11 protein-coding genes, 1 tRNA gene and 1 rRNA gene are annotated in these 16,114 nt (G+C 50.3%); 11 read left to right on the forward strand and 2 right to left on the reverse strand.

The features are described 5' to 3' along the window. Positions 1–72 precede the first annotated feature (72 nt). Together treC and EJO50_RS14630 are read left to right on the forward strand one after the other, a co-directional pair. Positions 73–1,719, forward strand: a complete 1,647-nt coding sequence (gene treC, locus EJO50_RS14625; RefSeq protein ID WP_125975383.1) for an alpha,alpha-phosphotrehalase — start codon at positions 73–75, stop codon at positions 1,717–1,719. A gap of 471 nt (positions 1,720–2,190) precedes the next feature. Beyond that, the gene (locus EJO50_RS14630) at positions 2,191–3,405 is read left to right on the forward strand and encodes a maltoporin (protein ID WP_125975385.1); all 1,215 of its coding nucleotides are present in this window, start codon (positions 2,191–2,193) and stop codon (positions 3,403–3,405) included. Positions 3,406–3,649: 244 nt separating this feature from the next. Here EJO50_RS14630 and EJO50_RS14635 read toward each other — a convergent pair. Next, positions 3,650–3,726: transfer RNA gene (locus tag EJO50_RS14635), tRNA-Pro, on the reverse strand. Positions 3,727–3,783: 57 nt separating this feature from the next. After that, complete coding sequence (locus EJO50_RS14640) at positions 3,784–4,746, reverse strand: polyprenyl synthetase family protein (protein ID WP_233702108.1); 963 nt, start codon at positions 4,744–4,746, stop codon at positions 3,784–3,786. Positions 4,747–5,019: 273 nt separating this feature from the next. Between EJO50_RS14640 and rplU the strand changes: the two genes are divergently transcribed. The 9 genes from rplU (at position 5,020) to EJO50_RS14685 (ending at position 16,056) form a co-directional block, all read left to right on the forward strand. Further along, positions 5,020–5,331, forward strand: a complete 312-nt coding sequence (gene rplU, locus EJO50_RS14645; protein ID WP_046351465.1) for a 50S ribosomal protein L21 — start codon at positions 5,020–5,022, stop codon at positions 5,329–5,331. A gap of 36 nt (positions 5,332–5,367) precedes the next feature. Next, complete coding sequence (rpmA, locus tag EJO50_RS14650; protein ID WP_125975387.1) at positions 5,368–5,646, forward strand: 50S ribosomal protein L27; 279 nt, start codon at positions 5,368–5,370, stop codon at positions 5,644–5,646. Positions 5,647–5,844: 198 nt separating this feature from the next. Next, positions 5,845–7,047 carry a GTPase ObgE gene (gene obgE, locus EJO50_RS14655; protein ID WP_125975389.1) on the forward strand — a complete coding sequence of 401 codons (1,203 nt, stop codon included), beginning with the start codon at positions 5,845–5,847 and terminating at the stop codon, positions 7,045–7,047. Positions 7,048–7,156: 109 nt separating this feature from the next. After that, positions 7,157–8,428 (forward strand): hypothetical protein, encoded by a 1,272-nt coding sequence (locus EJO50_RS14660; RefSeq protein WP_125975391.1) that lies wholly within the window; start codon positions 7,157–7,159, stop codon positions 8,426–8,428. A gap of 67 nt (positions 8,429–8,495) precedes the next feature. After that, positions 8,496–9,143: a hypothetical protein gene (locus EJO50_RS14665; protein ID WP_125975393.1), complete on the forward strand. Its 648-nt coding sequence runs from the start codon at positions 8,496–8,498 to the stop codon at positions 9,141–9,143. 171 nt (positions 9,144–9,314) lie between these two features. Further along, positions 9,315–9,962: a hypothetical protein gene (locus tag EJO50_RS14670; RefSeq protein WP_125975395.1), complete on the forward strand. Its 648-nt coding sequence runs from the start codon at positions 9,315–9,317 to the stop codon at positions 9,960–9,962. 185 nt (positions 9,963–10,147) lie between these two features. Then, on the forward strand, positions 10,148–12,970 hold the full coding sequence (locus EJO50_RS14675) for an ATP-binding protein (protein ID WP_125975397.1): 2,823 nt from the start codon (positions 10,148–10,150) through the stop codon (positions 12,968–12,970). Beyond that, positions 12,967–14,139 carry a THUMP domain-containing class I SAM-dependent RNA methyltransferase gene (locus tag EJO50_RS14680; RefSeq protein ID WP_125975399.1) on the forward strand — a complete coding sequence of 391 codons (1,173 nt, stop codon included), beginning with the start codon at positions 12,967–12,969 and terminating at the stop codon, positions 14,137–14,139. The genes EJO50_RS14675 and EJO50_RS14680 overlap by 4 nt, the downstream gene beginning before the upstream one ends. 383 nt (positions 14,140–14,522) lie before the next feature. Next, positions 14,523–16,056, forward strand: a 16S ribosomal RNA gene (locus tag EJO50_RS14685). Positions 16,057–16,114 lie beyond the last annotated feature (58 nt).

Here is a 16,114-nt window from a genome sequence, read left to right on the forward strand (position 1 = left end):
GTATGCCAGCTCCCCCCCCCCACACCATCCATCAAACAAGCATTCGCAGTAATAAAAGCAGGGAGTTTCTAGATGCAGCAAGACTGGCAATCATCAGTGGTTTATCAAATTTATCCTAAAAGCTTTAGCAGCCATCATGGCCGGGCGACGGGGGATTTACTGGGCATAGTGGACAGGCTGGATTATCTGCAATGGCTGGGCGTGGATTATCTGTGGCTGACACCGATTTACGCTTCTCCACAAAAAGACAATGGCTACGATGTAAGCGATTACTACGCCATCGATCCGGCTTACGGCAGCATGGTCGATTTTGATTTGTTGCTAAGCGAGGCCAGGGGGCGGGGCTTACGCATCATGCTGGATATCGTGGTAAACCACACTTCGGTGCAGCATGCCTGGTTTCAGGAGGCTTTAAAGGGCCGTGATAATCCTTACCGTGATTTCTACATCTGGCGTGATCAGCCTAATAATTGGCAATCCAAATTTGGCGGCTCTGCATGGGCGCTTGATCAGGCCAGTGGCCAGTATTACCTGCATTTATTTGATGAAAGCCAGGCCGATTTAAATTGGGAAAACCCAAAGCTGCGCCAAGCCGTGTTCGAGATGATGCAGTTCTGGGCCGATAAGGGCGTGGCAGGCTTTCGCCTCGATGTGATTAATCTGATCTCCAAGCAGCAGGATTTTAGCGACGACGATAGCGATGGCCGCCGTTTTTATACCGATGGTCCGCGCGTGCATGAATATCTGCAAGAAATGCACCGCGCCGTATTTGCCGGGCGAGATTTGCTGACTGTGGGAGAAATGTCATCGACCACCTTGCCTCATTGCATTAACTATTCAAGGCCGGACCGGCATGAATTATCCATGACGTTTAATTTTCACCATCTGAAAGTGGATTACCCGAATGGCGAAAAGTGGGTAGCTGCGCCTTATGACTTTATTGGGCTAAAACGCATCCTGTCGGATTGGCAAAATGGGATGAACGAGGGCGGTGGCTGGAACGCTATTTTCTGGTGTAACCATGATCAGCCACGTGTGGTTTCACGTTTTGGTGATGATGGTGAGTATCGGCTGGAATCGGCCAAGATGCTGGCCACCACCCTGCATGGGCTACAAGGCACGCCCTATATTTATCAGGGCGAGGAAATCGGCATGGCTAATCCGGCCTTCACCCAGATCAGCGATTACCGTGATGTAGAAACGTTGAATGCTTACCAAAGCCTAAGTGCAGCGGGCGTGCCCGAGGCCGATATTATGGCGGCGATTAAGCAAAAATCCCGTGATAACTCCCGCACACCAATGCAGTGGGACGATAGCATTAACGCGGGGTTTTCCAGCACCGAGCCGTGGATCAAAATTGCCAGTCAGCCAGAAAGCGTGAATGTTGCCGCGGCAATGGCGGATCAAAACTCGGTGCTGCATCACTACCGCCAGCTGATCGCGTTACGTAAAATATCGGCGGCACTTAAATATGGCGAATACCGTTGCCTGAGTGAGCAAGATTCGGCGGTATGGGCCTATACCCGCAGCTTGCCGGGTGAAATCTTGCTGGTTGTGAGTAACTTTACCTCTAGCAGGACAGTATTTTCAAATATCGCCATCCCTACTGGCTGGTCAGGCGAGGTGGTGCTTACAAACTATGCGGATATTGGTGCAGATTTCAGCCAGTTTAATTTGCGGCCATTTGAATCGCTGATGGTTAGGTTTAGTGCTTCTTAGTTTAGGAGCTCACTACTGATGTGATATTTAAATAGTGCTTTTTAAGTGCCTTCGGCACGTTAGTTTTGGTGCGTGATCCCCGCGAAGTATTTGATTTCTGCTTCGCTAAGAAAGTAAGCAAAGAAGGCGGCCCCAGCCGGCACGAAACCCCTTGCTGTGGACAATCGAGGTGGCGGCTGCAGAACTTGCTTCGCTCAGACAGGTATCAAAGAAACCCCGCCCCGCTTGTTCCTCGCTTCGGCGTGTTTCAAGGGGATTTCTAAGCCCTATGCAGAGAGTGTGGTTATTACATTTTTGTTTGTGCGCGAGTAAAAAATTAAATTGTTTAATTCGCACTGGGCTGCCTCTGCCGCCCAGTTTTAATACCACCCCAATTCCTGCCTTTAGGCAGTTTTGTCCCCTCCCAATGTGCAGGGACAGGGACGCTTTTGCCTGTTAGTTTGTTTTTAAAAATAAATAAGGAGTAGAGCGATGTTTTATTCATCAATTAAAACCATGCTGTTCAGTGGTGTTTTTCTGGCAAGTGCTGTACCAGCGATGGCATTCGAGTTTCATGGCTATGGCCGGATCGGTGCGGGTGCTTCAACGGGGTCTGGTGGTGCGCAAAGCTGTTTTCAGCTGGCGGGGGCAGAAACAAAATATCGGCTGGGTAATGAGTGCGAGCTTTATGGCGAGCTGGAAATCAGTCACGACTTTTATAAAAGCGAGCAGGGCAGCACCTTTACTGTGGTAGGAATGGCCAGTCTTTATAATCGCAATGACAGATCACCTACTTTTCAGCCTGATGATGGCAGCGCCAGAGCGCCGCAGATTTATGCCAAATACAGCAATATCCCCGAGTTAAACGGCGCAACGTTGTGGGCTGGGCGCCGTTATTACAAGCGCCATGATGTGCATATCGCTGACTTTTACTACTGGAATCCAAGTGGTACGGGGCTGGGGATTGAGGACTATAAGGTGGGCGATTTAAAGTTCAGCTATGCCTTCTCGCGTGAGGATAATATTTATCAGGCAGATTTCGCCAATAAGCATGATTTTCAGCTTGGTGGTATCGCCACTAACACAGGCGGTGAAGTGGCACTGGGCCTGAGTTATATCCAGGAAGCCGGGCAGGTCAGCGGGGCTAATAGCGGCTGGTCGCTTACTGCTCAGCATGAACAAAAAGGCTGGCTGGGCGGTAGTAATAAATTTGCTATTCAGTACGGCGTAGGCCCTGGCACAGGTTTGGGTTATACCGGCTCTCTATTAGCAAACCAAAGCAATAAACGCTTTCGTTTGGTCGAGTCTTTTGAGTGGCAAGCCACACCGGAGTTTGGCGGCCAGCTGATGGCAGTTTATCAGCGTGATCAAAGTGATGCGGGCCGGCAAACCTGGTGGTCGATGGGGGCAAGACCAGCGTACGCCTTTAACCAGAACTTTAAGCTGATCACCGAGCTTGGGCATGATCGGGTTGAAGCGCTGGACGGACAAACACGCCATCTAAGTAAGCTCACTATTGCGCCTACTTTTACTTTGGATAAAGCTTTCTGGAGCCGTCCGGAACTTCGCTTGTTTTATACCTATGCACGCTGGAATGAAGCGGCCCAGAATGCGGCAAGCAGCGGATCGGCGCTGTCTAAAACCGACACTTTTGGCTCGGATTTAAACGGATCGACTTACGGTCTGCAGCTTGAATACTGGTGGTAAATTGATTTTATAGGCTGGGCAATAAAAATAGGGGCGCTGAATGCGTCCCTGTTTTTATTACGGAAAGAGCCGAGGATAAGCTTTGCCTTGTTTTAATCGCTTTGAGGGCTAATTTAAATGGCATCGGCGGGCTATGCAGATAAGCTTTATTAAAAAATTGTGTAGGTAATTACGAAGGTGCTTTTATCTGGCAAAGGCAGCTTATAAAAAAACCCCAAGACAGAAGTCTTGAGGTTTTAGTATTTGGTCGGGGCGGTGGGATTCGAACTCACGACCCTCTGCTCCCAAAGCAGATGCGCTACCGGGCTGCGCTACGCCCCGAAATCTCTTTACATTGCCGAAAAGAGGTGCGCATTGTCACTGAGACCACGCCGCTTGTCAACTGTTTCTGTTAATGGATATATCGGCCAGTAAAAGCAGTGATTGCAGATAGGGATTAGTATTTAATCCTTCGAGGCAATCCTTAGCCAGCTGAGCTTCTTTTGTTGCCACTGCGCGTGCGTATTCCAGCGAGCCGCTGGCCTCTACCGCTTTAAGTACTGCGGGTAATTCATCCCGGTTGGCATGTTGCAGGGCAGTACGGACAATATTTGCGGCTTCTGCAGTGCCATGGCTCATTACGTGAATTAATGGCAGGGTGGCTTTTCCTTCTGCCAGGTCATCACCGAGTGTTTTACCGATTTCACTGGCTTTGCCGGAGTAATCCAATACATCGTCAATGATCTGGAAGGCCGTACCCAAATGCATGCCAAAGCGCGCCATACGATCTTCTGTATCGTTATCACTTTCGGCAAGGATGGCACCAAGGCGGGCGGCGGCTTCAAACAGTTTGGCTGTCTTGTAGCGAATCACTTTCAGATAAGCGGCTTCATCGATATCGACATTGCCGATATTCATCAGCTGCAGCACTTCACCTTCGGCAATGATGTTGGTGGTATCGGCCAGTACCTGCATAATTTGCAAAGAACCGCAGCTCACCATCATCTGAAACGCGCGCGAGTATAAAAAGTCGCCCACCAGCACAGATGCGGCGTTACCAAACAGCACATTGGCTGTGTCGCGACCACGGCGCAGATCCGATTCGTCGACCACATCGTCATGCAGCAGTGTCGAGGTATGAATAAACTCAATAACACCTGCCAGCTCACGGTGGTGAGTGCCTTCATAGCCCAAAGCTTTTGCCGATAGTAGTACCATCATCGGGCGCAGGCGTTTGCCGCCTGAGCTTACAATGTATTCGGCGACCTGCCGCACTAGAATGACGTCAGAATAGAGGCGATCGCGAACCACCTGGTCCACGGCCTGCATCTCTTCACCAATGACTGATTTTACGAACTCCATTGCCACGCTTGTGCCCCGTACTGCTCGTGCATGAATTAATCGCGCATGTTAGCAGAAACTTCGATGCTCCGCTCTGTCCTAGCTACGGGAGTTTGCTGCTGCACTTTTGTGATCTGGGTTGTCAGTGTCTGTAAGTGCTTGACTTGATTGGTGCTTCAGCGTAGTATCGCGCGTTTCCCGATCCGGGAAGACGTTTTGCTGCTTGCGCTATTTGTTAAAGCAGGCGTGACAGGTAGTAAAGCGCAAGACCCAAACTCTCCAATGGAGCTTGTTATGTATGCAGTCGTAAAAACCGGGGGCAAGCAGTATAAAGTTGTCGTCGGCCAAAAACTTAAAGTAGAACAGATTACTGCAGACATCGACAGCCAGATCGTACTGAATGAAGTATTGATGGTGGCAGACGGTGAAGCAGTGGTGATTGGTGCCCCACTGGTAGCTGGTGCATCTATCTCCGCAACCGTGGTAACACACGGTCGTGGCGACAAGGTGACCATTTTTAAAATGCGTCGTCGTAAGCATTATCAGCGTCATCAGGGCCATCGTCAGAATTACACTGAATTGCGTATCGACGCGATCGTTAAGTAATTCCGCCTTTTCTTAATTCAGTAGGAGTGTTGCAACATGGCACACAAGAAAGCTGGCGGTAGTTCACGTAACGGCCGCGACTCACATTCAAAACGACTTGGTATCAAGGTTTACGGTGGTGAATTAATTCCTGCCGGTTCTATTATCGTGCGTCAGCGCGGTACGGAATTCCACCCGGGCGATAACGTAGGCATTGGCAAGGATCACACCTTGTTTGCGCTGAAAGATGGCTATGTAAAATACGCAGTGAAGGGCGCTCTGAAGCGTCGCACTGTAACTATCTTGCCTTATGTTGGTGAAGAAGTAGCAGCTTAATTTATTAAGTGGTAGTGGTATATTTTAAAGCCCTGTCCATCATGGATGGGGCTTTTTTTCTATCGGAAGTTTTGGTTCTGTTGCTTATTATTTTTGCCCGGCATGCGTCTTGTTTTTATGCTTTAAAAATAACAAGCAACAGTGCCTTGCCCAGAATACGCGGGCAGTCTTCTAAAGTATTTTGCTGGAGCTCTACGCATGAAATTTATTGATGAAGCAAGAATTGAAGCCATTGCTGGCAAAGGTGGTAGTGGTTCTGCAAGTATGCGCCGTGAGAAATTTATTCCTCGTGGTGGCCCGGATGGCGGTGATGGTGGCCGTGGTGGTAGTGTTTGGGCGGTTGCGGACGAAGACATCAATACATTGGTTGATTACCGCTTTGTAAAAAAATATAAAGCACGCGATGGTGAAAATGGCCGTGGTGCGGATTGCTACGGCAAGGGCGGCGATGATATTGAATTGCGTATGCCGGTGGGCACTTCCATTGTTGATGCCGAATCAGGCGAGCTGATTGCAGACTTAACCGAAAGCGGCCAGCGCGTTGTGATTGCCAAGGGTGGCAAGGGTGGTCTGGGTAATCTGCATTTTAAATCATCTGTAAATCGTGCCCCGCGTCAAACTGCACCTGCTGAAGAAGGTGAGCGCCGTGAGCTGCGTTTAGAGCTTAAAGTTCTGGCTGATATTGGTTTACTGGGCATGCCAAATGCGGGTAAATCAACCTTTATTCGTGCTGTTTCTGCCGCTAAACCAAAGGTGGCTGATTACCCGTTTACCACTTTATTTCCAAATCTGGGTGTAGTACGTATTGATGATAACCGCAGCTTTGTTGTGGCCGATATTCCGGGTTTGATCGAAGGTGCTAGTGATGGTGCGGGTTTGGGGCATCGCTTTCTGAAACATTTGCAACGCACCGGTATTTTGCTGCATATCGTTGATCTGGCTCCGTTTGATGAGTCGGCCGATCCTGTGGCTGAAGCGTGCGCAATTGTTGAAGAGCTGCGTAAATATGATGAAGAACTGCATAAAAAGCCACGCTGGCTGGTGCTCAATAAGCTGGATATGATTCCGGAAGACGAACGGGCCGAGCGTGTAGCCAGCTTCCTGAAAGCTTATGGCTGGGAAGCAGGCAAGCATGATGCCTATGAAGCGTTTGACCCGATGCAGCCACGTCTGTTTACTATTTCTGGTTTAACAGGCGAAGGTTGTCGTGATTTAACTTACGCAATTATGGATTACCTGGAAGCCGCCCGTATCTATACGCGTAATGAAGATAAAATTCGCGCCGAGCAATTAGAAATCGCCCGTGAAGCTGCAGCTGTTGCAAAAGCCGAAGCAAATGCTGCAAAAGTAGCCGCTACACCGGCAAATTTACCTGCTTCTAACGACAGTACCAGTGCGTAATTAGCTGATGCGCCAGTAAGGGCCGCCTGAGCGTGAAACGTTCGGGCTGGTACTTGCCGAGTGTACACGTTAAGCTCTTTTTCCTTTTAGTATTTATCTGCCGGCCCACATGCAGAACGACTCCACTCTTTTAGAATTTTTTCAGCCCGGCTTTGTGCCACTCGATTTGCCGCCACTGGCAGGGCTGATCCGTGCTCGTCCCTACCTGGATGCTTTTATCACGCTCTTTCGCGGTGGTGAAGAAGAAGTCATGGTACGCCTCCTGGTACTGCGTGAAATTGGTGCGCGTGCACAGGCTCCGCGCTGGACACCGCAGGACTTGCAGGCACACTTCGCTTATATCAACCCAGTCAAGCTTGAAACTGTTCTCAAGCGGATTCGTGATAATGGCCTTTTGGTGTGGGATTCGGACGAGCAGCTTTACTCTTTATCCGAGCCTGGCCGAATTGCTCTGGCCTCTATTGGTACCCTGGTGCAGTTTTCGGATGGTGATGCCGAGCTTGGGTATTTAACAGCGCAAGTGGCAGCAGGGCAGTCGGTCGGGCGAGTGGCGCATGAAGCGCTGCAGCATCTTCTGGCAAGACTGAATGAGCTTTATCGCGACTTTGAAGAAGCGCTCGAATCGCAATCCGAGTTCCAAATCCGTAAGGCACAATCTAAGCTGGAAAGCGTCTGGAAATGGGTAGAAAAAGGCACTGAAGTCATGCATGCCATTTTGGATGATGACACGCTGGATCTGCTGACACTGAATCAGGCCCAGGCCATTGCTACCGCGCAAAGCCGTATGCTGCGTTTAACCAGCGTTTTTCAGCGCCGTTTAAGCGAGCTGGCTGCGCAGCGCGTGCATTTGGGTGAATCCGGGCTGACATCCTCTAACGTGGCAGATTGGCTACGCCGCCTGGATCAGAATGAGTTGGCTGATTTGGGGCGGGATCTGTTGATTTTTCACCCAGAGCCTGTGTTTGTTACGGCGGATGAGCTATTAGATATTTCCGAGTACGAGCTGGTTAGCCGTGAACGCCTTGAATATATCGAGAGTGCACTGCCATCAAGTGAAATCGCAGAAGATGTTGAAGCGATGGAAGTGGAGCGTCTTTTGGATGCGGAAACGTTGTTTGAGGAGCTGGGTGAGCTGGCTGCCCGTGGCGGCTCTGCCGAATTGTTTGAACAGGTGGTGGCAGATACTTACAACGTAACAGCTTATCGTCTATCGCTATTGTCCTTGCTTGGTGATGCCGATGCGGCGCTGGAACAAAGTGTGGTAGCAGATTTAGTGCGTTTGCCATTATTTTTGGAGGCAGAAGAGGGGGTGGAGTTATTAGACCACCTGGAAGTTGCCGCAATTAGCTGCGGTCGTTTACGTCCTGTTGAGGTTAAGTAGTTTAAATGGCACGTATGGCTTTCTGCGCCAGACAAATCGGCGTTTACAAATCATTGTGGGGTGCATAATGGGTCTTTTGGATGATCTGAAGCAGCAAGCCGCGTCAGTAGAAATAGATAGTGCAGAACAAAGACGCATTTATCTTAGCAATATGGGTTTGATTGATGGTGCAATGCGCGCCGTTATGGCTTATTTTTACGAACTGGCCAATCAGCTTAAGGTTGTTAAACCGGCTAGCCCGCATACCTATCGGGTATGGGGGGTCGGAGAGTTTACTCAGATGAGTATGACGCTGGCAGCGGCAAATTCGCGTAATAAAGTACTGGAAGGAGGGGATCACCCTGATTACGTCGAGTTTATTACCGAGTGGCAGGGCAGGGAGTCTTTACGCACCGTTTGTTCGTCACAAAGTGCCGCTAAACACTTAAAAGAGCAGATGTGGCAGTACGGTTGTAAGCTGGAAGAAAAAATTCAAACTGCACCGGATGGCAAGTTTATCCGCTCGTCCATTACGATAGCGCCTTTGGTTCCAACGCGTTTTCGTTTTGATGCGGTATATGAAACTGGCAAGATTCGCTTAAATATTCGCAATCTGGCTAATTTGGGAGAAGACCAACATCTTTTAAGCCCTGCACAATGCACGCCCGTGCTTTGTGAAGAGTTGGCAAAAGCTATGCTGGGCAAGCCGCATCATTTGGCCGAGTTACTGGGTTAGCGAGGTTTTAGCTTGCTGCTCCGGGAGCACCTAGCTGCCGCTAGTGATATGGCTTTATTGTATTTGCGTGGTATATCGCCATAATCCGTGGGGATACCAAGGTTTAGATTTAGTTTTGCTATCTGCTATTCGTTTAATTCTGGCGTTTTATTTATCTCTGTATGGGTGTACATGGATCAAGCTCTTAATATTTTGGTCGCGCGCCTCTTGGCGCATCGTTTTTTACCACGCAAAGATCCTCTAGCACGGCGCGCTTTGATTGACGAAGCATTCCGCGAATCGCTGGATCACCGGTTAGCCGGTTGTGGCCTGCGCCTACTGGAAAACCCTTATGCAGAATATATCGCCGTCGGCCTTGCTGCCGAGATGGAAGACTGGGTGTTTGGCGAGGGCGAAAACTGGCTGTCTAATAATATGGGTATGCCAAGGGATGCGATTGCCCTTTTGATTGTAGTCTGGGCTTTGATTATTTTGCCTAAACGCCAGCGTCAGATTGCACTGTCAGCATCGGACCCTGACGATATGTTTGGGGGGACATCGCCAATTGAATTTGGTGACGAGGTGGCTCCAGGCATTCCTGAAGAAGCGATTTACGCCGATTTTGGTAAAAAGCTTGGCGGTAAGGCACGTTTTTCTATGAATTTAAGTCAGCTGGCCAAACTCGGCTTTATTAATCGGCGTAATAAAATGGTCTTTGAAGGGCCGCTGCTTGATTTGATGATTGATTACTCACGTCTGGCTCCGCGGATTATTAATGGTGCTTTGGCTGATTTGCTGAAAATTGATGCGGCTGCGGTTGAAGCACCGATTGAAGACTGACATAGCATATCCAGATGGCGAAAAACGCTACTGGGATTTCTGGTGTGCCATTTGTGCACCGCTGGATGCTGTGACCATTGCCGGGATAAATGGCTTCTCAAAAAAGCAGCTTCTGGGTTGCGTCAAGATAGTCCGTATTTAGATAAGCTGTGATGCAGTTTTATCGAGACATAGGTTGAGGATTAATGTTTCAGATTCGTGAAATAGAAATGGTTCATTGGGATTTCTGGCGTGCGATTCGTGTGCCGCTGGATGCCCAGATTGTGACCATTGTCGGGCCAAATGGCTCAGGCAAAACGACTATGCTGGACGCGCTACGCACCCTGCTGGCCCTGCGCTGTTCGGGCCGTCGTGATTACAAGCGCTATGTTCGCAATAATAAAGAAAACTTTGCCTGGCTGCGTGGTGTGGTTTCCAATCCGCGCCGTGGTGAAGGTGGCTTGTTTCCCTATTTGTTTTTCCCGATTACCAGCCCTGAAGTCACCTTGTTTTGCCGCGTAAAAAAACAAGGCGGGGATTGGGTGCGCCATTACGCCATCGCCGAGGGCGTGGTTGAGCTAACACCTGAAACCGAAAGCGGCCTGCAATGGCTGGGGGTAAATGAATACAAACGCCGCCTTGAATCGGCGGGCCTGACCGCTGCAATTGCTGAGGTATTGGCGCTGGAGCAAGGTGATACCGATAAGCTGTGCGAGTACAGCCCAAAGGCGCTGCTGGATTTGGTTTTTCAGGTTTTTGGCGACAAACAGGTGCTGGATAACTATCAGGATGCCAAGCTGCGTCTGAAAGAAACCGAAAGCGAGCTGGGAAAGGTCGAGCAACAGATGGCCCAGATCGGGCTGGATGTGGAGCGGATGAAGCTGCGCTCTAACAGCTTTCTGGAATGGCAGGCTCTGCAGCGCGATGTGGTTCGCTTAGAAAAAGACGTTGTGCCGGGCCTTAAATATCTTGAACAATGGGATGCTTTATTAGCGGGATTGCAGCAGTTCCGTCTTGCGCGCACCAATTTACGGGCCAAAAAGCAAGAGCTGGATGAGTTGAACCTGGCGTATTCGGAGTTCGATCTGCACCGCGAAGCGGCCATGGTGGGGGAGCGTGAAGCCAAGCAGGCTTACGATAATCACTTTGCTTTATTCCAGCAGGTGCGTGATGCGGCCCGTGATACTGAAAAACTCCTGAAAGAAGAAGCTCGTCTGCGAGAGCTTGCCGAGTCAGAGCATGGCCGCGATGCTGTCAGTATTAATGACCGATTACTCGCGTTAAAAGAGCAGCTTGCCAGCTTAAGGCAGTGGCTGCGCAGCGCTAAAGAAGAGCGCCAGCAATTGGCGGACATGCAAAATGCCCTGCAAGCGGGTAGAGCACCGTCGCCAGATTTTACCCGCAATATGCGCTCCGCTCTGGATGAGGCGGCTATTTCGCACCAGGTGCTGACTGAAATCGTTGAAGTCACCGATGCAAGCTGGCAGCAGGCGGTTGAAGCCTTGCTGGCACCTTATCGCCATATCGTTTTGCTAAAACGGGCCAGTGATAGAAGCCGCGCTTGGGAAATTGCCCAGCGCTTACGCTATCGTCATTTTATTGTGCCCGATAGCGAGCCTGTGCCGCGTGCCAATAAAGGCTCAGTGCTGGAAGTGGTCGATTTCAATGGTGATGCACCAAGTTGGGTGGTGCAGTTACTTAATCGCACTCAGCGCGTGGTCACCGTTGAGGCGGGGGGTAAGGTTGATGGTGACTGGATTACTCAAGAGGGTTATCACAAAGAGCGCCGTGGTGGTCGCGATATTAGCGTGCGCCCGAGTGATTTTGCTTTTGGTGAGGCGGCGCGGCAATCTCGTTTAGGCGACGCACTGAGCCGTTTAAAAGTATTGAATCATCAAATTCTGGATGCAGAAGCGCGCGATGTAGATTTAAGCCGCGATATTAGTGCACATACCGAGCAACTGATGGGTATGCAGGCGGTGGTACAGCTGGCAGCGCGTCAGGAAGAATTTGCCGCAGCTACAGCACGTTTTCCGGGTGAGCAGGAATCTGTTCAAAACTTGGGTGCCGAGCTGGCTGCAGCACAGGCCGCCTGGGAAGCTGCGCGGGATGCACGTGAAGAGTTGCGCGTGGGGTTTGAGCGAAGCAAAGATCAGCGCGAGCGTCTGGCTGGGCAAGTGAATTATCAGCAAGATCAGGCGCAGCGCCAGCAGCTGGAAATCCATAAGCAACTGCGTCAGCTGCGCGAGTTGAAAACCAGCATGCAGGATCATTTAAGCGATGTATCGGCGCTGAATGCCGTGCGTGAGCAATTTGGCAGCGTGCGCGAAGTGCAGCATTTGCTGGAACGCCAACGCCAGCAATTAGCAAATGGCCAGTGGGAAACGGATGAAACAATTCTGGCCCGCCGCGATAAGTTGCAAAATGATTATGATACTGTGCAGCGTGATGCCGAAGTGCATTACAAAGAAGTGCAACGCACCGGTGAGCTAACGCATGAAGCGCGTGCTGCTTATATTAATAAGCTGCGTGCCACCGTACGCGCTTACTGCCGTAACATTGCCCGTCTGGGTGAGCTGGCAGGGATTGATGTAGAAGCTGAAATGCCGCATCTGGATAATGACGATGCCGTGCTGGCACAAGCGGGTTTGGCTGCGCGATTCAATTTTGACCAGAAAGGTATGATGGGCATGAACGATGGTGAAGCATCGGGCGGCCAGCAGGTCATGAAGTCCTTGATTCTGTTAATCGGTTTGATGATGGATGATGCTAATCCGTCGGGCTTTGTATTCATTGATGAGCCGTTTGCTCACTTGGATATTTTTAACATTGATCGCGTTGGTGCATTTTTAAAAGCTACGCAGGCACAGTATTTAATTACCACGCCACTGACCCATAACACTAATGTTTACGCGCCTTCCGATTTGACGCTGACCACCCGTAAAAAGCGCCCGGGGGACACTTGGGCGCCACTGATTCTTCAAACCCGTCGCCGGGTTGAAACTGCACAACAAGAGCTGATCGTATGAAACAAGTATTCCATTTTTTCGCCCCCTGCCCCCGAGGACTGGAAGGGCCGCTCGTTGCTGAATTAGAAGTACTTGGCGCCGATCAGATTAAAGCGACCGATGGTGGCGTGGGTTTCGCTGGTTCCTGGATTTTGATGTACGAAGCCAATCTGCAATCCCGTATTGCCAGCCGTATTCTTTGGCGCGTAGCAGAAAAAAGCTGGAAAACAGAAGACGATCTTTACGCCATAGCGCGTGATTTAGATTGGGCTGAATTGTTTTCTGTGGATTGCACCATCAAGGTGGGCGTTACGGCCTATCGTGTACCGCAGATTCGCAGTCCTGAATTTGTTGCGCTGCGGATTAAAGACGGCATCTGTGATCGCTTCCGTCTGAAAGGCGGCAAGCGTCCGAGTGTGGATACCGCCGAGCCGGATATGCGTATCCAGCTTTATCTTACCGATCGCAATGCCACCCTTTATTTGGATACCTCAGGCGATGCGCTGTTTAAGCGTGGCTATCGTATCGAAACCGGCGAAGCACCGATGCGCGAAAATCTCGCTGCCGGTATCTTGGCCTTGATCGGCTGGACTCCGGCCGAGGCGCTTTACGATCCAATGTGTGGTTCGGCGACCTTCTTGATTGAAGCGGCTATGATTGCGCGTAAAATCGCACCGGGTGCGCGTCGTGAATTTGCATTTCAGAAAATGCGTTTACATAGTGAGGACATGTGGCAAGAGCTGGTTGCTGCGGCAAAAGCGGCGGAAACCAAAGAGATCTTCCCTATCTATGGTAGCGATGTATCGGCGGCAGCTATTGCTCATGCCCAGGCTAATTTAGATTACGCCCGCTTTGACGATACCATCCATCTAAAACAATTGAATGCAATGGACGCCAAGCCGCCATTTGATACGCCGGGTGTATGGCTGTCCAATCCGCCCTACGGTGTGCGTTTGGATGAAAAAGAAAAACTGGCTGCGCTGTATCCGCAGTGGGGCGATGCACTGAAAAAGCGCTTCTCAGGCTGGAGAGCTTATTTTCTGACTGCCGATATGGATATTACGAAACATATGGGTCTTAAGGCTTCGAAGCGTACCCCGCTGTACAACGGAGGCTTAGAGTGCCGATTGTTTGAATACATCATGATTTCAGGTGGTATGCGCAGAAAGCCTGCGGGTTCAGACGAGTAAATTGCTTAAAATTGAAACAAGCCACTTAAAAAGCGGCTTGTTTGCTTTGCCATGCATGATTTTATAAGTGCGCATTACAGGCTAAATGATGCTTTATTAAAATTGCTCATTAATTTGGCTTTTTTAAAATCAATCAGTTAGCGCATTACTAGGCTTTTATATCCCGCTAGTGGTTGACCTTCCCGGGTAAGGTCCGTATATTTCGGCCTCTCGCTGCAGCACACACGGCAACAGGGTGTTTGGGCAAGCGAAACGATCTTTAAAAAAATACAGTCGATGAGTGTGAGTGCTTGATTCGGAAGCGAAACAAGTGCTTGCATAGTAAGAGTCATTTTTCGGAATGGCTTGAGTTTTGTAAGCCAGTAAGTACTAGCTTAGCGATTAAACTAAAGAGTTTGATCCTGGCTCAGATTGAACGCTGGCGGCATGCTTTACACATGCAAGTCGAACGGTAACAGGCTGCTTGCAGCGCTGACGAGTGGCGAACGGGTGAGTAATATATCGGAACGTACCTAGTAATGGGGGATAACTATCCGAAAGGATAGCTAATACCGCATACGCCCTGAGGGGGAAAGAGGGGGATCGCAAGACCTCTCGTTATTAGAGCGGCCGATATCAGATTAGCTAGTTGGTGAGGTAAAGGCTCACCAAGGCGACGATCTGTAGCGGGTCTTAGAGGACGATCCGCCACACTGGAACTGAGACACGGTCCAGACTCCTACGGGAGGCAGCAGTGGGGAATCTTGGACAATGGGCGCAAGCCTGATCCAGCAATGCCGCGTGCGTGAAGAAGGCCTTCGGGTTGTAAAGCGCTTTTGTCCGGGAGGAAATCCTAAGAGCTAATATCTTTTGGGGATGACAGTACCGGAAGAATAAGGACCGGCTAACTACGTGCCAGCAGCCGCGGTAATACGTAGGGTCCAAGCGTTAATCGGAATTACTGGGCGTAAAGGGTGCGCAGGTGGTTGATTAAGTGTGATGTGAAAGCCCCGGGCTCAACCTGGGAATTGCATTGCAAACTGGTGAACTAGAGTATGGCAGAGGGGGGTGGAATTCCGCGTGTAGCAGTGAAATGCGTAGAGATGCGGAGGAACACCGATGGCGAAGGCAACCCCCTGGGCTAATACTGACACTCATGCACGAAAGCGTGGGGAGCAAACAGGATTAGATACCCTGGTAGTCCACGCCCTAAACGATGTCTACTAGTTGTTGGGGAATTCGTTCCTTAGTAACGCAGCTAACGCGTGAAGTAGACCGCCTGGGGAGTACGGCCGCAAGGCTAAAACTCAAAGGAATTGACGGGGGCCCGCACAAGCGGTGGATGATGTGGATTAATTCGATGCAACGCGAAAAACCTTACCTAGCCTTGACATGTCAAGAACCTCTGAGAGATTGGGGGGTGCCGCAAGGAACTTGAACACAGGTGCTGCATGGCTGTCGTCAGCTCGTGTCGTGAGATGTTGGGTTAAGTCCCGCAACGAGCGCAACCCTTGTCCTTAGTTGCCATCATTTGGTTGGGCACTTTAAGGAGACTGCCGGTGACAAACCGGAGGAAGGTGGGGATGACGTCAAGTCCTCATGGCCCTTATGGCTAGGGCTTCACACGTCATACAATGGTCGGTACAGAGGGTTGCCAAGCCGCGAGGTGGAGCTAATCTCATAAAACCGATCGTAGTCCGGATTGGAGTCTGCAACTCGACTCCATGAAGTCGGAATCGCTAGTAATCGCGGATCAGCATGTCGCGGTGAATACGTTCCCGGGCCTTGTACACACCGCCCGTCACACCATGGGAATGGGTTTCACCAGAAGTAGGTAGGCTAACCTTCGGGAGGCCGCTTACCACGGTGGGATTCATGACTGGGGTGAAGTCGTAACAAGGTAGCCGTAGGGGAACCTGCGGCTGGATCACCTCCTTTCAAGAGAAGACTTTTGGATTGAGTACTCACACTCATCGACTGTAGGTTTAGGGATTGT

Source organism: Iodobacter ciconiae (assembly GCF_003952345.1).
Taxonomy (GTDB): domain Bacteria; phylum Pseudomonadota; class Gammaproteobacteria; order Burkholderiales; family Chitinibacteraceae; genus Iodobacter; species Iodobacter ciconiae.